This window comes from Pyxidicoccus trucidator, assembly GCF_010894435.1.
GTDB lineage: Bacteria > Myxococcota > Myxococcia > Myxococcales > Myxococcaceae > Myxococcus > Myxococcus trucidator.
This window is the reverse complement of the sequence record NZ_JAAIXZ010000028.1, coordinates 37,884-61,081: the sequence shown is the minus strand read 5'-3', so window position 1 is coordinate 61,081 and position 23,198 is coordinate 37,884. Positions and strand designations below refer to the sequence as shown.

The following is a 23,198-nucleotide window of genomic DNA, read 5'->3' as shown; positions in this document are numbered from 1 at the left end:
CGCGCCGGCACCGTGCAACCGCACCGGTAAGACGTGGGCGGTTGGATTTCTTGTTACTCGAAGAGCAGCACGGCCTGGACCCAGGCCGCGCCGGGGTCCGCGGCCAGCCACTGGCGCCGCGCGTCCCGCAGCGCGATGGACGGCACCACGCCCGCGCGGATGCGCTCGCGCACCGCCTCGAAGAAGCGTCCGGCCGAGTCCGGGATGTCCACGGTGGAGGCGAGCACGGTGGACGCGCCGGCCTCGATGAAGGCCACCGGCAGGCTGAAGGACTCGTGCAGGAAGGGCGTGGCCCGCGCGGCGCCGCACGTGGCCAGCAGCACCAGCGGCGCGCCCTCCAGCCGGACGGTCCGTACATGGGCGGCGGAGAGCGCGTAGCGGCCGTCAGCCTCCGGCGACAGCACCACCAGCGAGGCGTCCGACAGCTCCGGGCTGAAGGCGCCGTGCGCGTGGAGCTCCACCTCGCTGGCGGCCGCCATGGCCTCCAGCACGCGCGAGGGCGTGGCCCGGGGCCCGCTCAGCTCCACCCGCTGCGGGTCTGGCACCGTCGGGGGCTCCAGCGGGCCCAGGCGGGGCAGCCCCAGCGAGGCGGGCCCCTCCACGCCGGTGACGACCAGGTGCGTCCCCCCGGTGCGGCGGACCGCTGACGGTGCGCCCCCCGAGCGGCCCACGCGATAGCTCCAGGCCAGGTCCGCGGGCAGCAGGCCGGTGAGGCCGTGCACGGGCGGCAGGGCCAGCACGTCCACGTGCTCACAGCCGCGCAGCGCCGCCAGCACCCGCGCGGGCACCAGCCCGGACGCGTCCCGGTCCAGCGGCGCGGTGCGGCCCGCGTCGAAGTGCCCCAGCAGCTCGCCGCCCCGTCCGCGCGCGGCCACCACCGAGCGCTCGTAGTCCACCGCCACCGCCAGCACGCACCGGCCGGGCACCTCCACGCGGAGCGCGGCGCCCGTCAGCGCCAGCACCTGGCCCGCATCGCCGCCACGGCCCGCGTCACTCACCAGCACGTTGTACGCGCCCATCCGCGTCTTCCGGGCGTCCACGTCATCGGGCAGCGCCTCCGCCTGTCGAATCGCGCCATGCAGCAGCTCGCGACCGGCGGTGGGGTCCTGCCCCAGGGAGAACTGGCCCTCTGCGAAGGCCAGCTGCGCCAGCTCGCCCGGCGTCGGCTGGCCCCGGCGCAGCTCGGACAGGGTGCGGCGCAGCAGGTCCGCGTCCTGCGCGTCCGAGCCGAAGCGCGCCAGGTAGGACAGCACCAGCGCCCCGGGCAGCCCCAGCGGACGGCCACACCCCAGCGCCAGCTCCAGCTCGTGCCGGGCGCCCTTCGGGTCGAAGTCCAGCAGGGACAGGTACGCGAGGTTGCGGTGGACGTACGTCCGCTGCTCGCAGACCTCTGGAGTACGCGCCAGCGACTCGCGCAGGTAGGCGCGCGCGCCGGAGACATCCAGCCGGTAGCGGGCGATGTGCGCCAGCTCCTGGAGGAACTGCTGCTCCAGCTCCCACTCACCCAGCTCGCGCGACGCCTGCCAGCCGCTCCACGCCTGCTCGAAGGCGTCCGCCGGACGGTTGAGGGCAAGGTACAGGTCCGCCAGCCGCTTCCTCAGCGTGGCGCAGCGGAAGGCCAGCCCCGGGCCCTGGCACGCCGCCAGCGCGGCCCGCAGCCGCGCCTCCGCCTTCCACCACTGGCCCTCGTGCTCCTCGAGGTTGGCCAGCTCGCGCTCGGCCACCAGCGCCAGCCACGGGTCCTGCTCCTCGCGGGCCAGCCCGGTGAAGGCCTCCCGCTGGCGGGAGGCGTCCGCCGACGGCACGAGCACGCGCGCCCCCAGGTACAGGTCGTCCTCCCCCGAGCGCCTCAGCGTCTCCACGAAGTCCGCGGGCGAGGCCAGCTCGCCGCGAACCAGCCGCGCATAGTCCCGAGCCAGCGGCGCCCGGCGGCTGAAGTCCCGCTCCGCCACCCGCCGCACGTAGCCGCGCAGCACGTCGCCGCCCTGCACACCGTCCAGCACCTCGGCCAGCGGCAGCAGGCGCAGCGCCGCGTCGCGCGAGCCCGCCGCCCGCACCGCGTCGTAGAAGGCCAGCCGGACGATGCCCGGATACCGCCGCGCCTCCTCCAGCGGGAGCCGCGCCTTCGCGTCCACCATCAAGTCGCGCACCGCCGCGAGGGCCGCCTTCCAGGCCCGCCCGCGCGCCTGCGTGCCCTGCCGGAGCGCCCGGGCGCGAATGCCTGCCTCCTCGCTCCAGCCCGGCTCCCCCTGCTTCGCCACCGCCTCGAACGCCTCCGCCGCCAGCAGCGTCAGCCCCATGTCCCTCAGCACCAGCGCCCGATTCCACAGCGCCTGCGGATGCTCGGGCACCTGGCGCAGGACGCCCTCCAGCAGCGCGAGCGCCTCCTCATGGCGGCCCTCCTCCAGCGCAACCACCGCCAGGTCGCAGTCCCGGTCCGGCGACGGCGGCGCGCGCCCCAGGAACTCCGAGGCCTGCCGCAGGTCCCCGCGGACGAGGTACGCGGCGGCGATGCCGTGCAGGTCTCCCTGGTCCTCCAGGTCCGCCAGCTCCCGCAGTGGCAGCGGCGACGCGGAGGAGGGCGTCACGGTGCCGCCGCGCATGGGCGTGTAGGGGCGGTGCATGTCCGCTCGGCCGTACGCCACCCGCGCCTCCAGCTGCCGCGTGGACGCCTGGGCGAGCCAGACCGCGCGAGGCGCCTCGCGCGACGCGGGGATGAAGACGACGAGCGCGGCCAGCCCCGCCGCCAGGGCCAGCGCCGCGACCACGGGCCAGCGCCCTCGCGGCAGTCGCCAGCGGCGCTCCCGCGCTTGCGCGAGGTCCACCGGCGCGCCCACGTCCGCGGCCTTCGCGGCCACCTGCCCATCGCCCAGCGCATACAGGCCGAGCAGCTCGAGCTGCAGCGCCTCATGCAGCCCGGTGGCGCACGGCTCGCAGCGCGCGAGGTGGTGGCGGAAGTTCTCCTCGTCCACCGGGCCCAGCTCGCCGTCCAGGAAGAGATACAGCCTGTTGCAATGGGGGCTCATTCCACATCCCCTCCACCATCACCACCGGTCAGCGGCAGCAACAGCGCCTTCAGTTCCTTGCGCGCCTGGAAGAGCCAGCTCCCCACCGTGCCCTCGGGTACGCCCATGCGCTGGGCGATGGCGCGGTAGCGCAGGCCGGTGGCGTGCAGCTCGTACGCCTCGCGAACGCGCGGGTTGGAGAGCCGGGCGATGGCGGCCAGGAAGTCCTTGTCGGAGATGTGCTCCCAGGCCTCGCCCGTGCGCGCGTCCGGCGCTTCCACCTCGCCGCGCACCAGGCGCAGGTCGCCGCGCTCATGTTCCAGCAGCTCCGAGCGGCGCTTGCGACACAGGTCGAGGAAGTGGTTGGTGAGGGCCCGGCACAGCCACGCCCGGTACACGGGCTCCGGCTGGGCGACAAGCGCGCCGTGGTACGACAGCGCGCGCGTGAGCGCCTCCTGGACCAGGTCCTCCGGGTCCACCCCGCCATGGCCGCACATACGCCTCGCCAGGGCCAGCAGCATGGGGCGGACACGGCGCGCGAACTCCTCGAAGCCGTCGTGACTCACATTCTCACTGTAGGCCACTGGCCATTGGACCACTGTGGCAATGCGCTGGACCCTCATCGACCCCCGCCCTCCTTCACGCCTGGTCAGAACGCGCTCAGGGTGAATCCTTGGGGGGTCGTCCGGAAACCGACGCAGCCACGCGGGGTTCCGCCCTCTGACCGACAGCCCCGCCCGACTTCCGGCGGGGCCGTGGCCGGTGCGGGCGTCAGCCGGTGGGCTCCTTCGGCGGAGGGTCCCTCACCTCGGGCCTGGCGCGGCCCTCCTTGGACTCGGGGGGCTGCGGGCACAGGCCGGTGGGCTCCTTCGGCGGAGGGTCCCTCACCTCGGGCCTGTCCGGCGTCTTGTCAGGTTGGCAGCTCAGCATCTCACGTTCCCCCTCTCGGCCACGGTGGCCCGCCGTGATGACGACGCCCCGCGCCTGCCCTGACAACGCAGCGGGTGGGGTTCCTTACGAGGAACCTGCCCGCCCCGCGCGCTCACTCGAACAGGAGGACGTGGGCGAGCCAGCGCGAGTTGCCCGGGTGCTCCTTCAGCCAGCGCGCACGGGCATCCCTCAGCGCCACCGAGGGCCGCGCCTTGCCGCGGATGAGCTCCCGCACCTCCTCGAAGAACTCGCCCGCCGTGTCGGGAATGTCCGTCGTGGAGGCCAGCACCACGCTCGCCCCTGCCTCGATGAAGGCCACCGGCAGGCTGAAGGGCTCGTGCAGGTAGGGCGCCGTCCGCGCGGCGCTACACGTGGCCAGCAACACCACCGGCGCGCGTGAAAGCCGGGCCTTCCGCACCCGGTCCGCGGTGAGCGCGTAGCGGCCGTCCAGGTCCGGCGACAGCACCACCAGCGAGGCGTCCGACACCGCGGAGCTGAACATCCCGTGCGCGTGCACCTCCACCTCGCTGGCGTCCGCCATGGCCGCCAGCACGCTCGACGGCGTGGCCTGGCTGCCCCGCAGCTCCGTGCGCCACGGGTCCGGTACCCGGGGCGGCTGCAGCACCTCGAGCGGCGGCAGCCTCAGCGACGCGGGGCCCGTCACGCCCGTCACCACGAGGTGGCGCGCGGGCGTCTGCGCCGGGGCCGCCCGCGGCGCCGCGCGACGGCCCACGCGGTAGCTCCAGGCCAGGTCCACGGGCAGCAGGCCGGTGAGGCCGTGCACGGGCGGCAGCGCCAGCACGTCCACGTGCTCGCAGCCGCGCAGCTCCGCCACCAGGTGCGGCGGCACCAGCCCGTCCGCCCCCCGCAGCGGCTCGGTGCGCGAGTCGCCATGCTGCCCCTGCAGCTTGCCACCAGGCCCCCGGGCGAGGACCACCGTGCGCTCGTGGTGCACGGACACCGCCAGCATGCACCGCTCCGGCACCAGCTCCATCCGGAGCTCGCGCCCCTGGAGTGCGAGCGCGTCGGACCAGTTCCCCGCCCTCGCCGCCTCGGCGATGAGGGCACCGTAGGCATAGGCCCGGGCCTTGCGCGCATCCACGTCGTCCGGCCGCCGCTCCGCCAGATCGATGGCGCTCCACAGCAGCACACTGCCCGCGGAACGGGAGCGGGCCAGCTCGAACTGTCCCTCGATGAAGAGCAGCAGCGCCTCGCGGCCGGGCGAGACGCCCGCGAGGCGCAGCTCGGCCAGCGCGCGACGCAGGTGGTCCCCATCCCGGGGCTCGGACCGGGAGCGCGCCAGGTCCGACAGCACGAAGGCCCCGGTCAGCCCCAGGGGCTGCTCACACGCCATGGCGCGGTCCAGCGCGCGGCGGGCGCTATCCGGGCGGAAGCCCTCCCACTCCACCGCGGCCAGGTTCCGGTGGATGTGCGTGCGCTGCACGCAGTCCTCCGGCATCCGCGCCAGCGACTCCTCCAGGTACGCGCGCGCGCTGGCGAAGGCGTGCTGGTAGCGGGCGATGTCCGCCAGCTGCAGGAGGAAGCCCTGCTCGGAGCGCCATTCGCGCGCCGCCTTCGCCCGGTTCCAGCCGCTCCACGCATGCGGGAGGGCCTCCGCCGGGCGGTGTTGCTCCAGGTACAGCTCCGTGAGCTCGCGCTCCAGGCGCAGGCAGCTGAAGACGAGCGCCGTGCCCTGGCAGGTGTCCAGGGCCGACTTCAGCCGCTGCTCCGCGTTCCACCACCGCCCCTCCCGTGCCTCGCTCGCGGCCCACTCACGCTCGGCCACGAGCTGCAGCCACGGGTCCCCCTGCGCCTCGGCCAGCCGAGCCAGCGCCTCCATGTCCACCGTGCGCCTCGCGACGCTCGCGAACACGAGCGCCCCGAAATAGATGTCCTCCTCGCCCGAGCGCCGGAGCGCCTCCAGCAGCGCCGCGTCGACGGGTACTTCCTCCCGGGCCACCTGCACATAGCGCCGCGCAGCAGGCTCCCGGCGGGTGAAGTCCCGCGCAGCCACGCGCCGCACGTAGTCGGACAGGACCTTGCCCGCGTACTCGCGGTCCAGCGCCTCCGCCAGCGGCGCCAGCCGCAGCACGTCCTCACGCGTGGGCGCCGCCCGCACCGCGTCGTAGAAGGCCAGCCGGACGATGCCCGGGTGCACGCGGGCCTCCGCCAGCGGCAGCCGCGCGCCCAGGTCCGTCATCAAGTCCCGCGTCGCGGCGTAGGTCTCCGTCCACTCGCGGCCGCGCGCCTGCGTGGCGTCGCGCAGCGTCCGCGCCTGCCCCCAGGCCTCCTCGCTCCAGCCCGGCTCCCCCTGCTTCGCCACCGCCTCGAACGCCTCCGCCGCCAGCAGCGTCAGCCCCATCTCCCTCAGCACCAGCGCCCGGTTCCACAGCGCCTGCGGATGCGCCGGCGCCTCGCGCAGCACGGCCTCCAGCAGCTCCAGCGCCTCATCCAGGTAGGTCTGCTTCAGCTGGGTGCCATCGGCCTTCGCGGGCTCGACGTCGCGGGCCCGCTCCAGCGCAATCACCGCCAGATCACAGGAGCGGTCCGCCGAGGGCGGCATCCGCTGCAGGAAGGCCCGGGCCTGCCAGGGCGCGCCATGCAGCAGGTACGCGGTGGCGATGCCATGGAAGTCCTTCCGGGCCTCCAGTCGCGACAGCGCGTGCAGGGGCAGCGCCGTCACGCGGGGCGCCCCGTCGGACTCGCTCCGGTCCGGCACGTAGCGCCGGTGGTTCCGGTCCACCACGCCGTACGTCAGCCGCGCCTCCAGGTGCCGGCCCTCCTCGGGGACCAGCCAGGTCACCTCTTCCGCGTCGCCCTGCCGCGGCCAGGGGAGCAGCAGCAGCGCCACCAGCCCCACCGCCAGCGCCCCGCTCCCGGACAGCCACACCCGCCAGTCCTTCCACCACCGCCTGCGCGGGGCCTGCTGCGCGCGGGCCTCCGGGGACGCGCGCAGCGGGCCCTCCTCCACCGTCGTCTGCCCCAGCAGCTCCAGTTGCAGCGTGTCGCGGAACTCCAGGGCGCACGGCTCACAGCCCGCCAGGTGCTCACGGAAGAGCACCTGCTCCTCGGAGGGCATCTCCCCATCCAGGAAGCGAGGCAGCTCGTTGCACCAGTCCATCGTCATCGTTTCCGCTCCTGCCTCCGCTGCTCCGCGGGCTCCTTCAGCAGCACTCGCAGCTCGCGGCGTGCACGGCTCAGCCGCGCGCCCACCGTGCCGGGCTTCTCCCCCGTGTCCCGGCCAATCTCCGCGTACGAGTGGCCTTGCAGGTACAGCTCGAACGTCCGGCGCAGCTTCGGGCTGCTGAGCTTGTCGATGGCCTGGAGCAGGTCGTCCGGGCCGACGAACTCCCACAGCTCCGGCTCCCACGTCTCATGGGGCTGCTCGAATTGCTCGTGGAGGTGCAGCAGCGCCGCCAACCGGTTGGACTCGCTTCCCTTCCGGCGGCACCTGTCCATGAAGCAGTTGTGGGCCACCCGCCCCGTCCACGCCCGCTGCGCATCCTCGTCCAGGTGCTTCACCTCCGACCAACGCAGCAGGGCCCGGAGCAACACATCATGCACCAGGTCCTCGAGGTCGTGCTCCATCCCGCCGCAATACCTGCCCAGCACAGAGAACAAGGTGGGTTGCACGCGCCAAGCGAAAGCCTCGAACCCACCCCCGGCTGGAGACTTCACCACCCACAGCCTTCTATTCGCTCTCACGGCCCCCTCCGTTTCAACCAACAGACGCGGCGGGTCTGGTTTCTTATCTTGAAACCAGCGCTCCCCCCGTACTCCTGTCGTAGTCATTATCGCGTGACGGGGCCGTGACCGGCTTCACAACGACTGTGTTTTTTTCGCGGGACCTGATGCGTCAGGAGACTGCGGCGGCAATGGAAACCGGCTGGGTGAAAGGCATTTCCAGCTCGAAGAGGGCTCCGCCGAGCGCTTCCGAGCGGCCCGCGCGAATGTTTCCTCCATGACGTTCGAGGATGCCGCGAGCAATCGCCAGCCCCAGGCCCGTGCCCGGCCGGGGCCCCTCCCGCTTGCGGCCCGTCACGAAGGGCTGAAACAGCCGTGGCAGCAGCTCCGGGGGAATGCCGGGCCCGCTGTCTTCCACGCGGACCCGGAGCGTGCGCTCCGCCCGCTCACAGCGCACCCGTAGCCGGGGGGTTGTCACATCTCTCAGCGCGAGCAGGGAATTCTCGATAAGAATGACAAACACCTGTGAGAGCTGTGCCTGGTCCGCCTCGACTTCCAATGACTCGCTTTCCGGCGGCTCGAACGAGACCTCCGGTGCGAGCGCACCCAACCCCTGACGTGCGGTGGAGTAGGACAGCGCGAGGGTGGCGGGAATGTCTACACGACGAAGGTCCAATGGCCGCGGGCGGCCGTAGCGGAGCAGCTCGTCGACGAAGTGGCTGGCCCGCTCAATCTGCTCGCGCATGGCGGCCACCGACTCCGGGTCTCCACCCCGGCGCTCCAGCAGCTTGAGGTGCGCGGCGAGCACGCCCAGCGGGTTGCGCACCTCGTGGGCTACCGCAGCGGTGAACTGGCCCAGCTCGGCCAGCCGCGCCGCCTGGTCCGCGCGGGCCTCCTGGGCGGCGAGCGCGGCGGCCAGCTCGCTGCCGCTGGCGCGGCCCTTGAGCAGCCGGCGGCCCAGCCACTCCTGGAGTCCCTGGCGCACCGGCTCGAAGGCGAGCGCCGCCAGGGCCAGCAGGAAGAAGGCGCCCGCGCGGTACTCGGCGAGGAAGGGCTGGCCGCTGCCCGCCATCAGCGTCAGCACGCCGAAGAGGAAGCCCGCGGACAGCACCGCGGCCATGGCCGAGTAGACGAGGCTGCGCTCCAGCAGCCGCCTGTCCCCGGGCGCCTGGTGCGCGTTGATGACGTGCACCAGCACCAGCAGCGCGGCCAGCACGAGGTACATGCCGAAGGGCAGCGCGTAGCCGGACGACAGCAGCAGGGCGTTGCCGATGGTGCCCGAGTACGCCAGCACGCCCGCGATGCCCAGGCTGCGAAGGATGGGTCGGCGCTCGGGGGCCTCGTGCCGGTACGAGCGCGCCAGGTGCACCAGGGGCACGGCGGCGGCGGCCACCGCCAGCAGCATGGACGGCCAGAACAGCGGCCCGCGCCCCAGCGCCACCGGGCCATAGAGGATGCTGGGGACGAAGACGCCCAGGCTCATCACCGCCACCGCCACCGCGTAGGCCAGCGCCACCAGCCGGTAGGAGCGCTGGCGCGTCACGTCATAGGCGGCATGCAGGTAGGTGGCGGAGATGAAGGCGCCAATGGTGACGAAGCGCTCGCCCACCCAGGCCAGGCGGGGGATGCAGAGCAGCAGCAGCGCGCCGCTCCACAGGGCGGTGGCCAGGCAGTAGAGCGCCAGGCCCCGGGCATTGCGACCCCGGAGCGCGGCGGTGAAGCACAGCAGCAGCGCCACGGACAGGACGGGCACGAGGCTGTAGGCGAACAGGGGCCCCATGCCCGCACTGTGACAGACCCGCCGCCCGGGCGCTCGAAGCACGAGGCCGGTGATTCCGTTGACGCCCGGCAGATGCCTGCATATACAGGCAATATGGGTCCAGCCTCCTCCGAAAGCCCGCTTCCGACGACGTGCCTCTGCGAGTCGCTGCGCCGTACCACGCGCATGGTGACGCGGCTGTACGACGATGCGTTGCGGCCCGTGAAGCTCCGCATCACCCAGTTCTCCATCCTGGCCCACCTCAACAGGAGGGGTGACGTGCGGGTGCGCGACCTGGCGGCGGGGCTGCAGCTCGAGGAGACGACGCTGACCCGCAACCTCCGCCTGCTCGAACAAGAGGGCCTGGTCGCCACCCGCGCCGGCGAGGACCGGCGTGAGAAGTACCTCTCCATCACCCGGGCCGGACAGGAGCTCCTCGCGAAGGCCATTCCCCACTGGCGCGCCGTCCAGGAGCGGCTCCAGGAGCGCATCTCCACGACGACCTGGGACGCGGCGTTTCGCACCCTGCCGAAGATTGCCGCGGGCGCCGCGCCAGACTGACAGCCCCCGAGGGCGGCCCGGCTTCACCCGGCCGCCCTCTTTTTTCGACTCAATACCTGCATCTACAGGCATTCCCCCACTTCAGCAGCAGCGCGGTTCCACAAGAAAGGACGCTTCCATGTCACGCATTCTGATCACAGGCAGTTCGAAGGGGCTGGGCAGGGCCACCGCCCTGGAGCTCGCGCGCCGCGGGCACGAGGTCATCGCGACGGCGCGCAAGGTGGAGACCCTCGCGGACCTGCCCGTCGCCGAGCGCCTGGCGCTCGATGTGACGAGCGAGACTTCGGTCCGGCGCGCCGTGGAGCAGGCCGGCCGGGTGGATGTCCTCATCAACAACGCGGCCGAAATCGCGGTGGCGCCGCTCGAGTCGATTCCCTTCGAGGAGGTCCGCAACCTCTATGAGATCAACGTCTTCGGGGCGCTTCGGATGATTCAGGCCTTCACCCCGGCGATGCGCGAGCGGCGCGCCGGCACGGTGCTCAACGTCTCGTCCGTGGTCGGCCGCATCTCGCTCCCCCTGACGGGCATCTACTGCTCCACCAAGTGGGCCCTGGAGGCGCTGAGCGAGTCGCTGCGCCTCGAACTGGGCCACTTCGGGGTCCGCGTCGTCGTCGTGGAGCCGGGGCAGATTGGCACCGGTGCGCTGGACGCCCCCCGCGCGTACTTCAGTGAGAAGGACCCGTATCTCCCGCTCGCGGCGTCGCGGAAGTACGGTCCCCGGGAGCAGATGACGCCGCCGGAGACCATCGCGCGCACCATCGCCGACGCGGTGGAGTCCCCCGAGCGCCAGTTCCGCTGGCCCGCCGGCCCGGACGCCGAGGCGCTCCTCGCCTCGCGCGCGAAGCTCGATGACCCGGCCTTCGACACCGCGCTCCGCTCGGCGCTCAATCTCCAATGGTAGCGGCCCAGCCCTCCGAGCCGACGGCCCATCCGGGCATCGTCCTCGCCATTCTCTGCTCCGCGGTGTTCATGGCCACCCTGGACATGTTCATCGTGAATGTCGCCCTCGGTGACATTGGCACCGACCTCGGGCAGTCCTCGCTGTCCCACCTGAGCTGGGTCCTCAACGGCTACACCATCTTCTACGGCGCGCTGCTGGTGCCCGCCGGCCGGCTGACGGACTCCTTCGGGCGGAAGGCCGGCTTCCAGGTCGGGCTCGCGCTGTTCACGCTCGCCAGCCTCGGCTGCGCGCTGAGCGGCAACCTCTGGGTGCTGGTCGCGTTCCGCTGCCTCCAGGCCGCTGGCGCGGCGGTGCTCACGCCCGCCAGCCTGGGCCTGGTCCTCACCGTCCTCCCCGCGGAGACGCGCACCCGCTCCACGCGAATCTGGGCCTCCAGCGGCGCGCTGGCGGGAGCGGCGGGGCCCGTGGTGGGAGGGCTGCTCGTCGACACCTCGTGGCGAGGCATCTTCCTCCTGAACCTGCCCATCGGCGTCGCGGCAATCCTGACGGCGGCGAGGTTCGTCCCCTCCGTGAAGCAGCAGCGGGCCCACCTGCCGGACTTCCTGGGCAGCGCGCTGCTCATCGTGGCCATCGCCACGCTCGCGCTCGGCCTCAGCGAGGCGCCCGGCTGGGGGTGGGGCTCGACGGCGGCCACGCTCTGCTGGGTCATCACCGTGGCCGCCCTGGGAGCCTTCGTCTTCAGCTCCGCGCGACACCCGAGTCCGGTGATTGAGCTGTCGCTGCTGAAGCACCGGACCTTCGCGTGGTCCAACCTGACGGTGCTGCTGCTCTCGGTGGCCTTCGCCGCCGAGCTGCTGTCGGGCATCCTGTTCATGCAGCAGCGGTGGCACTGGTCCGCGCTCCAGACAGGCCTCGCCGTGGCCCCCGGCCCCTGCATGGTTCCGCTCTTCGCCATGGTCGGCCAGCGCCTGGGCAGACGGTACTCGGTGGGCGTGGTCACCGGCCTGGGCGCGCTGATGATGGCGCTGGGCCCGGCCCTCATCCTCCTCGGCCTTGGCCCCGAGGCCGGGTACCTCACCGCCATTCTTCCGGGCTGGCTGCTGACGGGCGCCGGAGTCGGGCTGGCCTTTCCCACCGCCATCGCCTCGGCGACCGCGGAGCTGCCGCCACACCAGAGCTCCACCGGCAGCGCCGTGGTCAACATGGGCCGCCAGGTGGGAATGGCCCTCGGCACGAGCCTCCTCGTCGTCATCCTGGGCGAGGCCGGAGCGACAGGGCAGCTCGCCCCCTTCATCCATGGCTGGTGGTTCGCCATCCTCGTGGCGCTGGTCGCGGCCGTCAGCGCGCTCGGAATCACTCCCCGGCCACGGACGCGGGAGGTGCCGGGCGCGGCCGGGTGAGATGGACGCTCAGCGGACGGTGGCGAGGAACCCGTCCAGCAGGTCGTTCACCACGTCCGGAGCGTCGAGCTGCACCCAGTGGCCGGTGCCGTCCACCTTCCGGAACGGCAGCTCGGGGACGAGGCGCTGGTAGGAGCCGGGCTCCTCGTTGAACGCGGTGATGACGGAGAGGCGCGGCCCCGGGTAGCGCCGGAGCGCCGCGACGGGGTCGAAGGTCAGCAGCGCCCCCAGCCCCGCGCGCGCCCCCGCCTGGGACGTGGCCCGCATCTGCGAGAGCAGGCGCTCGCGCACCTCGGGCCGCGAGGCCGCGAGCATCGGCGTCCAGAACTCCTCGATGACCGCGCTCCACGCCTCCGTCGCCAGCACCTGCATGAGGCCCGCGGACTGCTCGGCCGGAATCGCGCGCGCGTCCGAGGCCGGGTCGAGCAGGAACAGGCCCGCGACACGGTCGGGATGTTGCCCCGCGTAGGCCGCGCAGATGGCCCCGCCCATGCTGTGCCCCACGAGCACGAAGCGCTGGAGCCCGAGCCCGTCCACCACCGCCGCGATGTCCCGGGCGAAGTCCTCCATGGTGATGTCCACGTCTTCCGGCGGCGCCGACTTCCCATGGCCGCGCAGGTCCAACGCCACCGCCCGCCGGTGCTTCCGGAGGTGCGCGAGCTGGGCCGCCCAGTGCGTCGTATTCCCGCAGCTCGAGTGGACGAACACCACCGGCACCCCACCCTTCCCTCCGTCGTCGACGTACAGCGCTCCAGCAGGTCCCTTCACCATGGCCGTCTCCTCTCGCTCTTGAAGATGCGCGCTCCCGCGCGTCATGACCCTTGGAGTACGGCCCATCCCTGTCAGAAACTGGCAGCAATGGCACGAGTCGAGCGGGTGATGCAGCTGCAGGACTTCCTCCGGGCCCACGAGGCCACCACCGTCGCGGAGATTGCCGCCGCGCTGGAGGTGAGCGTGCGCACGGTGCACAGAGACCTCGCCACGCTGAGGGACCAGGGCGTGCCCATCAGCAGCGACTCCGGGCCGGGAGGCGGCGTGCGGCTGGAGCGGGCCCGGGGGCTGACGGCGGTGCACCTCTCGCTGGAGGAGGTGGTGGCGCTGTGGCTCGCGGCGAACCTGTCGGCGACCGCCAGCTCGCTCCCCTGGGGGAGTGCCGCGCGCTCGGGGCTGGAGAAGCTCTTCGCCAGCGTCCCGAAAGAGCGGGCCCGGGGCATGCGCGAGCTCTGCCGCCGCGTGGTGGTGGGGCGGCCCGCCAGCGCCCGCGTCCTGGCGGAGGTGGGGACACCGCCCGAGGAGCTGCTCGCCGTGTTCGAGCGCGCCTTCCGCGAGCAGGTGTGCCTGTCCTTCGACTACCAGGACCGCCATGGCAAGGCGAGCCGGCGACTGGTCGAGCCCCATGGGCTGCTGGTGGAGGCGCCCGTCTGGTACGTGCTCGCGCGGGACGTGGAGAAGTCCGCCGCGCGCATCTTCCGCATGGACCGCATCCGCCGCGCCCGCGTCGTCCCCGAGCGCTCCTTCGTTCCCGACATGGAAGGGCTGAAGGCCCAGGCCGTCGCCCAGAAGCAGGAGGCCCAGAGCCCTTGATGTCCTTGGTGCCATGGCACGAACCGGGGTGACCGGCATGACACAACCATGACCAAGAGAAGGAGACGTCAAGGCCACGCACCGTGCCCGACTCCGTAGGTTGACCCTTGTAACTGCCCTTCCGACACAATGACTCTCAAGCCGCATGACAGCAGCGAGGCCCACGCCTCGCCGCGGATTGACACGCAGCTGCAAGGAGCTCCGATGACGACAGCAGGCAGCAGCAACGAAAGTGGGAGCATGACTCGCGGTCCGCAGGCGTTCCGGAGCCGGCTGCGCGAAGGCCTTGGGGCACTGTTGTGTGCCGCCGCCCTGCTCGTCTCGACCGCCTCCCCCGCCCAGATGGGGCGCGGCGCCGGCGAGCCGGTGGACGCCGCGATGCGCGCGAAGATCGTGGACCGTGTCTCGACGGCGCTGAATGAGACGTATGTCTTCCCGGACGTGGCCCGGAAGATGGAGGCGAACCTCCGCAAGAAGCTGAAGGCGGGCGCCTACGACAAGCTCGCCAACTCGGCCGAGCTCGCCGAAGCCCTGACCCGAGACCTTCAGGAGGTGAGCAAGGACAAGCACCTGAGCATCCACTACGCCCCCACGAGGCCCCCGGGCATGGGCCCCGATGGCCCCAGTCAGGAGGCCCGGGAGGAGCACCGCCGGGAGATGGCGTCGCGGAACTTCGGCTTCGAGAAGGTGGAGCGCCTCGCGGGGAATGTTGGCTACCTGGACCTGCGCGGCTTCATGGGAGCGGAGCTGGCGGGAGAGACCGCCATCGCCGCCATGGGATTCCTGGCCAACTCCGACGCGGTCATCATCGACCTGCGAAACAACGGCGGTGGGGATCCGTCGATGATTCAGCTCATCACCAGCTACTTCTTCGACGAGCCCAAGCACCTCAACAGCTTCTACATCCGCAAGGGCGACATCACCCAGCAGTTCTGGACCTCCGCCCATGTGGCCGGCAAGCGGATGACCGACGTGCCCATCTACATCCTCACCAGCCAGCGCACCTTCTCCGCGGCCGAGGAGTTCTCCTACAACCTGAAGAACCTCAAGCGGGCCACCCTCGTCGGCGAGACGACCGGCGGTGGCGCCCATCCGGTGAACGCCCAGTTCCTCGACGATGTGCACCTGCTGGTGCGCGTTCCCTTCGGCCGCGCGGTGAATCCCGTCACCGGCACCAACTGGGAAGGCACCGGCGTGGCGCCGGATATCAAGGTCCCCGCGGACAAGGCGCAGGAAACGGCCCACCTGGATGCGTTGAAGAAGCTGCGGGCCACGGTCAAGGACGACGGAAAGAAGAAGCGGCTCGAGTGGTCCATCCAGGGAGTGGAGGCACTCGCCAGGCCGGTGACACTGACCGCCGAGGTGCTGAAGAGCTTCGCGGGGAGCTATGGGCCTCGCACGCTCGTCTTCGAGAATGGCTCGCTCTGGTACGAGTGGCGGAAGGGCATCCCCAGGGTGCGGGCGGTTCCAATGACCGCGGACACCCTCACGCTCGACGGTGTGGAAGTCCTCCGCCTGCGCATCGAGAAGGATGCCTCGGGCAAGGTGACCGGGCTTACCCATCTGTACGAGGACGGCAACGTCGACAAGGCACCGCGCACCGGAAGCTGAGCAGCTCCACTGTGGACATCCGGCGGATGGGAGACGGGCGGGGAGCATCGTTGGACGCCTCGCCCGCGCTCAACTCAGGCCGGGACTCCGGCGTCGCCGGGGGGACGGCGAGCGAGGACGGCGTTGATCTCGGCACCCAGCATCAGCGCGAGCGACGAAATCCACATCCACAGCAGCAGGACGATGATGCCCCCCAGGGCGCCATAGGTGATGCCGAAGGTGCTGAAGTGGGAGACGTAGGCGGAGAAGCCCAGCGAGGCCGCGAGCCAGACGAGCACCCCCGCCACGGAGCCGGGCGTGAAGAACCTGAACTTCTGCCGCGCATCCGGGAGCACTGAATAGAGGGTCGCCCAGAGGACCATCATCAGCAGCGCCGCGAGGGGCAACCTCAGCCAGCCCGCGAGCATCGTCCAGGGCTGTCCGAGCCGGGTGGCAAGGGCTGGCGCGGCCACCGCGAGCAGCCCTGCGAGCAGGGCCAGGACGGCTCCCGCCAGCATCATCCCGAGTGCGACCCCGTAGACCTTCCAGCGCGGGCGGCTCTCCGTCACACCGTAGGCGGTGTTGAGGGCCGACATGAGACTCACCACCCCGGCGGTCGCGGACCACACCGCGGCCAGCGCGCTGATCGTGAGCAATTCCCTGCCTGGCCCGGAGGTGAGCTGCGCGAGCTGTGCATAGGGCAGCGCACCAAGCTCCGGAGGCACTTCGCGCCCCAGCGCACCGATGAGGGCCTGCACCTGCTCGGGTTGGACGACAACGCCCGCGAGGGCGACCATGAAGAGCAGGAAGGGAAAGAGGGCGAGGACTCCGTAGAACGTGAGGGCGGCCGCCGCGTCACTCAGCTTGTTGCGCTTCCACTCCTGGCGCAGCCTGCCCAGCAGCCCCTTCCACCGCGCCGCGCCGCCGGGCGTGCTTCTGTGTGCCACGACGGAGCCCTGGTCCGAACCAGGCGCTTCTCCGCCAACCCGTCCGCTGACCACGTCTCCCATGTTCACCTCTCATTCCCAAGGTAGCCTCGCCGCGCCTTTGGAGACTCCATAGATTGATGGAAGAGGCGGCTCGGGGCCTTCTCTCCGGGAGCTCCGCTCGCCGCCTCATACCGAGGAGACGAGCCATGGAACGCGTGGATGCTGACCGCTTGAAGGCAGTGCTCGCCAAGGTGATGGCCGTGCTGGTCATCATCGGCGCCATCAACTGGGGCCTGATTGGCTTCTTCAACTGGAACCTCGTGGACGCCATCTTCGGTGGCGGAGCGCGGGAGGAGACCAGCGCGGCGGGTCGCCTCGTCTATTCCGTCGTGGGGCTGGCGGGAGTGGCGCTCGCGCTCGTTTTCCCCTGGAGCCGGCCGGTGGATACGACGACCACGACCACGACGACCCGGACGACGGGGACTGGAGCCAACAGGCGCATCGACGTGCGGCCCTGACGCGGCAACAGGGTCCTCCCAGCGCCCCATGCGGCTGGACGGTGACTACCGTGATGCGTCGCGACGTGCGGCACGCGCAGCCGCGTTGAGTGGGAACGCGGACTGCGTGCGTCCCCGGAAGAACGTGTCCTGGCCGCGGGGGGAGCAGGCGGCAGCGCGCCGACGCGTCCGCCCCCACTGGTGTACGCTGCGCCCCCGCCGGAGCCTTGGGGCGCACCGGTGTCACCGGGAGTCAAAGCAGTGCGGTACTTCGCCATGGTCGCGGCCGGGGCCACCCTCTGGGGGTGCTGGGCCCTCTTCCTCCGGCCGGCGGGGCTGTCCGGGCCGCAGAATGCGCTGCTGGTGCTCACCGCCATGTCACTCCCCGCGCCCTTCCTGCTGCGGCGCGAAGCCCTGAGGGACAGGCGCGCCACGGCGGCGCTCGTCGTCATCGGCCTGGCGGACGCCGCCAACACGGCCCTCTTCTTCGCGGCGATACGGAACGGGCCGGTGTCAGTGGCGGTGCTGACGCACTACCTCGCCCCGCTGCTGCTCGCGCTGTCCGCACCGTGGGTGCTGCGCGAGCGCGTCTCCGCGCGGGCCCTGGTGGGCGTTCCCATCACCCTCTTCGGCCTGGCCCTGCTCATCATCCAGCCCGGCACCGCCTTCTCCGGGCTCACCGCGACGCTGGGCGCGGCGAGCGCCCTGTTCTACGCGGTCATCGTCCTGGGCTCGAAGGAAGCGGCGCGCGCCTACTCTCCACTCGCCGTCACCTCGCTGCACGCTCCCCTCTCCATGGCCGCGCTGCTGCTGTACTTCGGCGCCGAGGCCCTGCCCTCGGCGCTGGACGAAGCCACACTCCGAGTCCTCGTCGGCGGCGTGGCGTGTGGCCTCATTGGAAACATCCTCTTCAATGCCGGGCTGCGGCATGTGCCCACCGCGGCGGCGGGAGCCCTTACCTACCTGGAACCCCTTACTGCCTCGGTGGTGGGCATGGTCTTCTTCGCGGAGGCGCTGACGCCCGCTGGCATCGTAGGAGGACTGCTGGTGCTGGTGACGGGCGCCTGGGTGGCCGCCGAGCGCCGGGCCCCCGCGCGGCTCCTGCCGGAGCCGTCCGCCACACCCTGAACCCTCGTCCCAATTCCCCCCTTGCGTGTGCGGGGAGTCCTTTGGTCCTCTTGGGGCCCCGCACTCCGCGGACACCTTCTCTGTTCCTGGCGACGCCGTATGCCTATGGAAACCGCAGCCGACAGCCGTGAGTACCGCGTCGTCTTCTTCTGCCCCGCGTCGAGCGCCCGGCTCGAGCGGCTGGAGGCGCCCGTGCGGCGGCTGCTCTCTCGCATCCAGGCGCCGCCCGCGGAGCTGGCGCCGCTGCAGGAGGCGGGGCCCCTCACCGAGGCGGGCTGGCAGGTGTTCCTCGTCCGCTCGCTGACGGAGCGCTCCGCCGCCCAGGCCATGGCCGCCTACGTCAGCGAGGCCACCTGCGCGCTGGCCGCGGAGCTGGACGCGGAGGTGCTGGGCCTCTACGTGGACGTGTCGGGAGACTCGGCCCGCATCTGCCGCTGCGGCCCCGAGGACGGCCCGGAAACCTTCGCCGGTCGCCGGCAGGCCGCCCTCAACCGCACGGCCGAGTGGCTGGAAGTCACGCCCACGAGCCTGTCCGCCCTCTTCCACCTCGACCTGCCGGACGCCGACTACGAGCCGGACGCGGACGACCGCTTCGTCGAGGAGAAGCTGCGCGAGGCGCGCACCCTCATGGAGCGCTACCGTCAGGGGAAATGAGGTCTCGAACCCCGGAGGACCTCGCTGGCCGCTGCCCGCGTTGCTTCCTGCCCACCTACCTGTGTCTGTGCGCCGAGGTGCCGAGCATCGCCACGCGCACGGAGCTGCTTGTCATCCGCCACCACAAGGAGACGTTGAAGTCCACCAACACGGCGCGGATGGCGGCGCTCGCCCTGCCCCGCTGCCGCATCGTCTCCTATGGCTCGCCGGGCCAGCCCTTCGACACCTCCGTGCTGGAGGCGCCGGACACGTGGCTGCTCTTCCCGGACACGCAGCTGGAGACCACGCCGGACGCAACTCCGCCCGCGCGACTCATCGTCCTGGACGGAAGCTGGGGACAGGCGCGCCGCATGGTGCAGCGGGTGCCGGCGCTGCGACGGCTGCCGGGCCTGAAGCTGCCCCCACCGCTGCCGGACACACGCCGCCTGAGGCGGCCGCCGCACCCGGACGGCATGTCCACGCTGGAGGCCATCGCCGGAGCGCTGGCGCACCTGGAGGGCGAGCACGTGGCCAGCCCCCTCTACGCGCTGCACGAGGTGATGATCGACCGGGTGATGATGAGCCGTGGACGGCTGGCGACGCCCGGCTGTGACGCGGACGATGGGGACTGAAGTCCCCCGTCACGAGGCTCAGCAGGCGCCTTCGGACGAGCAGCGCGCCTTCTTCATCTCCTGGGCGAACGGGCTGGGCTCCAGGAAGCCGGTGATGCGCGGCTTCGTCAGCACCTCGCCTTGCGGCGACACGAAGGCCACGGTGGGCAGGCCCTCCACGCCGAAGCGCTCCAGCAGCGCATCCAGCGCGTCCTCGCTGTTCGTCGCATCAATCTTGATGTTGAGGAACTGGCCCTCCGACGACTGGGAGATGACCTCCGGCGCGGGGTACGTCTCGCGGTCCAGCTCCTTGCAGGCCGCGCACCAGTCCGCGAAGAAGTCGATGAGCACCGGGCGCCCGTCGGCCTTCGCCTGCGCGAGCACCTTCTCGAACTCCTCCGGGGAGAACGTCGCCTGCTTCGCGGGCATGACGTGGTGCCACCGCCAGGACGGCGCCACGGGCGGCTCGGCCAGGCCCAGGCTCACCCACAGCGTGCCCACCGGGCCCGCGTCCAGCGCGCCGCCGCGCAGCACCAGCGCCACCACCACCAGCGCCACGCCCAGCGCCTTCAGCGAGAAGTCGCGCGCGCCCTCCTTGAACGAGCGGTGCACCGCGCCCACCAGCACGCCCGCCACCGCCAGCACCGCGGCGATGGCCGCGCCCGGCAATTGCCCCACCTGCGCGCCCAGCCCCTTCACCACGTCACGCGCCCAGGGCATCGCGTCCTTGAGGTAGCTGAAGGCCAGCGCCACCAGCATGATGCCCAGCACGCTCTTCACCCACTCCATCCACACGCCGCCACGCGGCAGCCGCACGGTGAAGACGCCGATGAGGAAGAAGGGCACGCCGATGCCCAGCGCGTAGATGAACAGCAGCGTCGCGCCCAGCGTGGTGTTGGCCGTCTTCGCCACGAAGGCCAGCAGGCCCGTCAGCACCGGCCCGGTGCAGGGCGCCGCGAGGAAGCCCGACACGCTGCCCATGAGGAACGCGCCCGCCACGCCCGAGCCGCCCACCGACGTCAGCTTCGACTGCCAGTTGGACGGCAGCGCCAGCTCGAAGGCGCCGAACATGGACGTGGCCAGCAGCAGCAGGAACACCGCCAGCCCCGACACCACCGCCGGATGCCCCAGCAGCGCGCCGAAGGCCTGGCCCGTCTTCGCCGCCAGGATTCCCAGCGCGCTGAACACCACCCCCATGCCCACGATGTAGGCCGAGGTGAGGAGCAGCGCCTTGCCCCGCCCCTCCGCCTTCCGCGCACCGAAGACGGAGACGGTAATCGGGATGAGCGGGTAGACGCAGGGTGTCAGGGCGGTGAGCAGCCCGCCGGCGAACACCACCGCGGCGCCCACCGCCAGGCTGCCCGATTCGAGGAACCGGGCCGCGTCCAGGCCGGCAGTGGGGCCGGTGGGCAGCAGCCAGGGCACCACGGCCACCGCCACACCCGCCAGCACCGCCACCACTGCCAGTCTCTTCGCGTCCATGTGCGCTTCGCTCCGTCATTCCCCTGCGGGCCCACCCTCTATACGCAGGCCCGGGGAAACGGGCTACTGCGCCGGAGAGGCAGGCGAGGAGGCAGGCACCTTGAGGCCCGCGGAGCGCGCCAACCCCATGACACCTTCCACCGCGGCGGCGATGTAACCAAACGGGTTGGCCCCATCCACCGCCGTGACGTGCACCTCGCCCATCTTCTGCTGGAAGGCGGCGGCCACCTGCGGCAGCTGCTGCGCGAGCGTCATCTGGATGACCTCCGCGCTCACGCTGTTCTCGATGTCGCGCAGCGCCCGAGCCTTGACCAGCTCCAGCTCCTGGTGCGTCCGGTCCTTGCGCACGCGCAGCTCGGCGATGGCCACCTCCGTCTCGACGATGGACTTGCGCGCCTGCACCACCTGGAGCTCCGCGTGCAGCCGCTCCGCCTCCTGCTGGTGCTCGGCGAGCAGCGCCTCGTGCCGCGCCGTCGTCTGCTCCTGCTCGCGGCGCATGCGCTCCAGCACCAGGCGGCCCTTCTCGGCTTCCGCCTCCTGCTCGGCCCGAAGCCGCGCCAGCTCCACCTCCTGCTCGCGCTTCTGCTTCTGCAGCGACAGCTCCTGGTCGTGCTGCTGCGCCGCCAATTCGATTTCCTGCTCGCGCAGCTGCCGCGCCAGCTCCATGCGCGCCTTGGTGGACTCCGCCTCCTGCTCCCGCTGCAGCCGCGCCAGCTCCAGCTGCTGCTCGCGCTCCTGACGGGCCAGCTCCAGCTCCGCCTCGCGCTGCTGGCGGGCCAGCTCCAGCTGCGCCTTCGCGGCGTCCGCCTCCTGCACGCGCTGCAGGCGCACCAGCTCCACCTTCGCCTGCGCGGCCTCGGCCTCCTGCGCCAGCTTGAGCTTCTCCAGCTCCAGCTTCGCCTGGTGCACGTTCGTGTCCTGCTCGCGCTTGAGCGTCTCCAGCGCCATGCGCTGACGGGCGATTTCGTCCTCCTGCTCGCGCTGCAGCTTCTCCATCTCCACCTGCGCGCGGCTGATGGACAGCGTGCGCTCGGAGACAATCTTCGCCTCGGACAGGCGGGACTCTCCGGCCAGCGCCTCCAGCTTCGCCTGCTCGTCGGAGACCTGCTTCTTCTGGCGGACCTCCTGCTCGGCGGCCAGCCGGGTGAGCGCCACCTGACGCTCCACCGTGGCCTGCTCCTGCTTCAGCGTGCGCTCCTGGGCGAGCTTCGCCTCGGCGACGCGCGCCTCCACCGCCAGCGCATCCAGCCGGGCCTGCTCGTCGGCCACCTGCCGGCCCTGGCGCACCTCCTCCTCGGCCGCCAGCCGCTGCAGGCTGAGCTGCCGCTCGGCCTCCGTCTCCTCGCGGTGGACGAAGCGCTCCTTGGCCAGCTCCGCCTCGCGCGCCTGCCGCTCCTGCTCGCGGCGGAAGCGCGCCTGCATGTTCTCGAAGACGGTGGAGGACAGGACGCGCACGTCCTGGATTTCAATCGTGTCCAGGATGACGCCCCAGCCCGCGTCCACCTGGTCCTCCAGCTTGCCGTTGCCCGCCACCACCGGGGCAATCTCGCGCATCAGCTCCGCGGCGATGCCCTCCTTGCGCTTGGAGAAGCACTCCTCCACGGACATGTTCGCCACGAGTCGCCGCGCGGCGCCCACGAACATCTCCCGCAGCAGCTCCGCCAGCTTCTCCTGCGCCCGCTCCGGGAAGGAGAAGTTGAGCATCCGGAAGGCCACCAGCGGGTCCGCGATGCGGTACACCGCGAGGCCCGTCACCTGGACGCCCACCTTCTCGTTCGTCACCTGGTCCGCGGTGAACTGGAGCCGCTGGATGCTGGTGGGCACAATCGCCACCGAGTCGCCCGGCAGCTTGAAGCAGCTGGCGCCCTGGCCGCTGACGTCGCGCACCCGGCCGCGCCGCATGTGGACGAGGAACTCGCTGGGCCGCGCCGTGACGAGCCCCCAGCGCTTCATCTTCTCCGGGTCCTCCACCGGCTTGCCCGCGCGCCACCCTTCCGCATGGCGAATGTGGTGCTCTCCCCTCCCGCTGCCACCCCCGCCGCCGTCCACACGGACGAGCTGAGTCCTGCCACCTGCCTCACCGGACTCGGGGGACTCCTTCGCCTTGGCCGCCTGCTTCGTGTTCGCGCTCATGCCTGCCTCCCTTGCGACAGGGCCTCTGTGCAGGCAGTCGGCCAAGGCATGGCCTGCCGGGAAATCAGGCCTTTGGGCGAAGGGGCCGCGCCATTCCGGCGCACTCCGCTCCAGAACGGTGCACCCGGAGTGATCCACGGCGGCGCGGCGTTGAACCCGGACGGCGCAACTCCAGAGCCTGGGGCTGCGCCCGGGCGCCATTCCGGAGCACCTCCCACATCTCGCGTGCGCCTTATGTTCGCTTGACCCGGGGGCACTCCTTTTTATATTTGACCAGTCCGGTCCACATTCATGTGCGCTGGTGTAGGACCTCTGCGGCGCGCCACCTGCTGGCGCCGGGGCGCGGGGGCGGTAGAAGCCCCCTTACAGGA

At 71.7% G+C, this 23,198-nt stretch carries 19 protein-coding genes; 9 read left to right on the top strand and 10 right to left on the bottom strand.

What is annotated here, in order from left to right; translation table 11 throughout:
* Positions 1–53: 53 nt before the first annotated feature.
* The 6 genes from G4D85_RS50520 to G4D85_RS44895 all read right to left on the bottom strand — a co-directional run bounded on the left by G4D85_RS50520 (position 54) and on the right by G4D85_RS44895 (position 9,399).
* Positions 54–3,026 carry a CHAT domain-containing protein gene (locus tag G4D85_RS50520; RefSeq protein WP_164020620.1) on the bottom strand — a complete coding sequence of 991 codons (2,973 nt, stop codon included), beginning with the start codon at positions 3,024–3,026 and terminating at the stop codon, positions 54–56.
* Positions 3,023–3,571, bottom strand: a complete 549-nt coding sequence (locus G4D85_RS44915) for an RNA polymerase sigma factor (protein WP_420821753.1) — start codon at positions 3,569–3,571, stop codon at positions 3,023–3,025. The genes G4D85_RS50520 and G4D85_RS44915 overlap by 4 nt, the downstream gene beginning before the upstream one ends.
* Before the next feature lie 205 nt (positions 3,572–3,776).
* A complete protein-coding gene (locus G4D85_RS44910) occupies positions 3,777–3,935 on the bottom strand; it encodes a hypothetical protein (protein ID WP_164020615.1) in 159 nt (52 codons plus the stop codon).
* A gap of 112 nt (positions 3,936–4,047) precedes the next feature.
* Entirely contained in the window at positions 4,048–7,062 is a 3,015-nt protein-coding gene (locus tag G4D85_RS44905; protein ID WP_164020614.1) for a zf-HC2 domain-containing protein, read from the bottom strand.
* Entirely contained in the window at positions 7,059–7,727 is a 669-nt protein-coding gene (locus G4D85_RS44900) for an RNA polymerase sigma factor (protein WP_240359890.1), read from the bottom strand. Before G4D85_RS44900 ends, G4D85_RS44905 begins: the two co-directional genes overlap by 4 nt.
* A 64-nt stretch (positions 7,728–7,791) precedes the next feature.
* Positions 7,792–9,399, bottom strand: coding sequence for a sensor histidine kinase (locus G4D85_RS44895; protein ID WP_164020609.1), 1,608 nt, complete (start codon positions 9,397–9,399; stop codon positions 7,792–7,794).
* 93 nt (positions 9,400–9,492) lie between these two features.
* Between G4D85_RS44895 and G4D85_RS44890 the strand changes: the two genes are divergently transcribed.
* From G4D85_RS44890 to G4D85_RS44880, 3 genes are all read left to right on the top strand, one after another.
* The gene (locus G4D85_RS44890) at positions 9,493–9,939 is read left to right on the top strand and encodes a MarR family winged helix-turn-helix transcriptional regulator (RefSeq protein ID WP_164020607.1); all 447 of its coding nucleotides are present in this window, start codon (positions 9,493–9,495) and stop codon (positions 9,937–9,939) included.
* Between the two features lie 118 nt (positions 9,940–10,057).
* The gene (locus G4D85_RS44885) at positions 10,058–10,840 is read left to right on the top strand and encodes an SDR family oxidoreductase (protein ID WP_164020605.1); all 783 of its coding nucleotides are present in this window, start codon (positions 10,058–10,060) and stop codon (positions 10,838–10,840) included.
* Complete coding sequence (locus G4D85_RS44880; protein ID WP_164020603.1) at positions 10,834–12,240, top strand: MFS transporter; 1,407 nt, start codon at positions 10,834–10,836, stop codon at positions 12,238–12,240. Before G4D85_RS44885 ends, G4D85_RS44880 begins: the two co-directional genes overlap by 7 nt.
* A gap of 9 nt (positions 12,241–12,249) precedes the next feature.
* On the opposite strand, the gene G4D85_RS44875 is transcribed toward G4D85_RS44880, so the two are convergent.
* A complete protein-coding gene (locus G4D85_RS44875; RefSeq protein ID WP_164020601.1) occupies positions 12,250–13,011 on the bottom strand; it encodes an alpha/beta fold hydrolase in 762 nt (253 codons plus the stop codon).
* A gap of 87 nt (positions 13,012–13,098) precedes the next feature.
* Between G4D85_RS44875 and G4D85_RS44870 the strand changes: the two genes are divergently transcribed.
* Together G4D85_RS44870 and G4D85_RS44865 are read left to right on the top strand one after the other, a co-directional pair.
* Positions 13,099–13,824, top strand: coding sequence for a helix-turn-helix transcriptional regulator (locus G4D85_RS44870; RefSeq protein ID WP_164020599.1), 726 nt, complete (start codon positions 13,099–13,101; stop codon positions 13,822–13,824).
* Positions 13,825–14,064: 240 nt separating this feature from the next.
* Positions 14,065–15,435, top strand: coding sequence for a S41 family peptidase (locus G4D85_RS44865; RefSeq protein WP_205525994.1), 1,371 nt, complete (start codon positions 14,065–14,067; stop codon positions 15,433–15,435).
* 74 nt (positions 15,436–15,509) lie between these two features.
* On the opposite strand, the gene G4D85_RS44860 is transcribed toward G4D85_RS44865, so the two are convergent.
* A complete protein-coding gene (locus tag G4D85_RS44860; protein ID WP_240359889.1) occupies positions 15,510–16,361 on the bottom strand; it encodes a YihY/virulence factor BrkB family protein in 852 nt (283 codons plus the stop codon).
* A gap of 188 nt (positions 16,362–16,549) precedes the next feature.
* On the opposite strand from G4D85_RS44860, the gene G4D85_RS44855 reads away from it, so the two are divergent.
* From G4D85_RS44855 to G4D85_RS44840, 4 genes are all read left to right on the top strand, one after another.
* Positions 16,550–16,861 (top strand): DUF378 domain-containing protein, encoded by a 312-nt coding sequence (locus G4D85_RS44855; RefSeq protein WP_164020596.1) that lies wholly within the window; start codon positions 16,550–16,552, stop codon positions 16,859–16,861.
* A 240-nt stretch (positions 16,862–17,101) separates the two neighbouring features.
* Positions 17,102–17,968: a DMT family transporter gene (locus tag G4D85_RS44850; protein WP_205525993.1), complete on the top strand. Its 867-nt coding sequence runs from the start codon at positions 17,102–17,104 to the stop codon at positions 17,966–17,968.
* 105 nt (positions 17,969–18,073) lie between these two features.
* Positions 18,074–18,622 (top strand): hypothetical protein, encoded by a 549-nt coding sequence (locus tag G4D85_RS44845; RefSeq protein ID WP_164020594.1) that lies wholly within the window; start codon positions 18,074–18,076, stop codon positions 18,620–18,622.
* The gene (locus G4D85_RS44840) at positions 18,619–19,233 is read left to right on the top strand and encodes a tRNA-uridine aminocarboxypropyltransferase (protein ID WP_164020592.1); all 615 of its coding nucleotides are present in this window, start codon (positions 18,619–18,621) and stop codon (positions 19,231–19,233) included. Before G4D85_RS44845 ends, G4D85_RS44840 begins: the two co-directional genes overlap by 4 nt.
* 18 nt (positions 19,234–19,251) lie before the next feature.
* On the opposite strand, the gene G4D85_RS44835 is transcribed toward G4D85_RS44840, so the two are convergent.
* Together G4D85_RS44835 and G4D85_RS44830 are read right to left on the bottom strand one after the other, a co-directional pair.
* Positions 19,252–20,694 carry a protein-disulfide reductase DsbD family protein gene (locus G4D85_RS44835; protein ID WP_164020590.1) on the bottom strand — a complete coding sequence of 481 codons (1,443 nt, stop codon included), beginning with the start codon at positions 20,692–20,694 and terminating at the stop codon, positions 19,252–19,254.
* A 63-nt stretch (positions 20,695–20,757) separates the two neighbouring features.
* Positions 20,758–22,827 carry an SPFH domain-containing protein gene (locus G4D85_RS44830; protein WP_205525992.1) on the bottom strand — a complete coding sequence of 690 codons (2,070 nt, stop codon included), beginning with the start codon at positions 22,825–22,827 and terminating at the stop codon, positions 20,758–20,760.
* Positions 22,828–23,198 lie beyond the last annotated feature (371 nt).

Bases quoted from the DNA above. Each gene is read 5' to 3' on its own strand.
- G4D85_RS50520 (WP_164020620.1), bottom strand. From the start codon at position 3,026: ATGAGCCCCCATTGCAACAGGCTGTATCTCTTCCTGGACGGCGAGCTG.
- G4D85_RS44910 (WP_164020615.1), bottom strand. From the start codon at position 3,935: ATGCTGAGCTGCCAACCTGACAAGACGCCGGACAGGCCCGAGGTGAGG.
- G4D85_RS44905 (WP_164020614.1), bottom strand. From the start codon at position 7,062: ATGACGATGGACTGGTGCAACGAGCTGCCTCGCTTCCTGGATGGGGAG.
- G4D85_RS44900 (WP_240359890.1), bottom strand. From the start codon at position 7,727: ATGACTACGACAGGAGTACGGGGGGAGCGCTGGTTTCAAGATAAGAAA.
- G4D85_RS44895 (WP_164020609.1), bottom strand. From the start codon at position 9,399: ATGGGGCCCCTGTTCGCCTACAGCCTCGTGCCCGTCCTGTCCGTGGCG.
- G4D85_RS44890 (WP_164020607.1), top strand. From the start codon at position 9,493: ATGGGTCCAGCCTCCTCCGAAAGCCCGCTTCCGACGACGTGCCTCTGC.
- G4D85_RS44885 (WP_164020605.1), top strand. From the start codon at position 10,058: ATGTCACGCATTCTGATCACAGGCAGTTCGAAGGGGCTGGGCAGGGCC.
- G4D85_RS44880 (WP_164020603.1), top strand. From the start codon at position 10,834: ATGGTAGCGGCCCAGCCCTCCGAGCCGACGGCCCATCCGGGCATCGTC.
- G4D85_RS44875 (WP_164020601.1), bottom strand. From the start codon at position 13,011: ATGGTGAAGGGACCTGCTGGAGCGCTGTACGTCGACGACGGAGGGAAG.
- G4D85_RS44870 (WP_164020599.1), top strand. From the start codon at position 13,099: ATGGCACGAGTCGAGCGGGTGATGCAGCTGCAGGACTTCCTCCGGGCC.
- G4D85_RS44865 (WP_205525994.1), top strand. From the start codon at position 14,065: ATGACTCGCGGTCCGCAGGCGTTCCGGAGCCGGCTGCGCGAAGGCCTT.
- G4D85_RS44855 (WP_164020596.1), top strand. From the start codon at position 16,550: ATGGAACGCGTGGATGCTGACCGCTTGAAGGCAGTGCTCGCCAAGGTG.
- G4D85_RS44845 (WP_164020594.1), top strand. From the start codon at position 18,074: ATGGAAACCGCAGCCGACAGCCGTGAGTACCGCGTCGTCTTCTTCTGC.
- G4D85_RS44840 (WP_164020592.1), top strand. From the start codon at position 18,619: ATGAGGTCTCGAACCCCGGAGGACCTCGCTGGCCGCTGCCCGCGTTGC.
- G4D85_RS44835 (WP_164020590.1), bottom strand. From the start codon at position 20,694: ATGGACGCGAAGAGACTGGCAGTGGTGGCGGTGCTGGCGGGTGTGGCG.
- G4D85_RS44830 (WP_205525992.1), bottom strand. From the start codon at position 22,827: ATGAGCGCGAACACGAAGCAGGCGGCCAAGGCGAAGGAGTCCCCCGAG.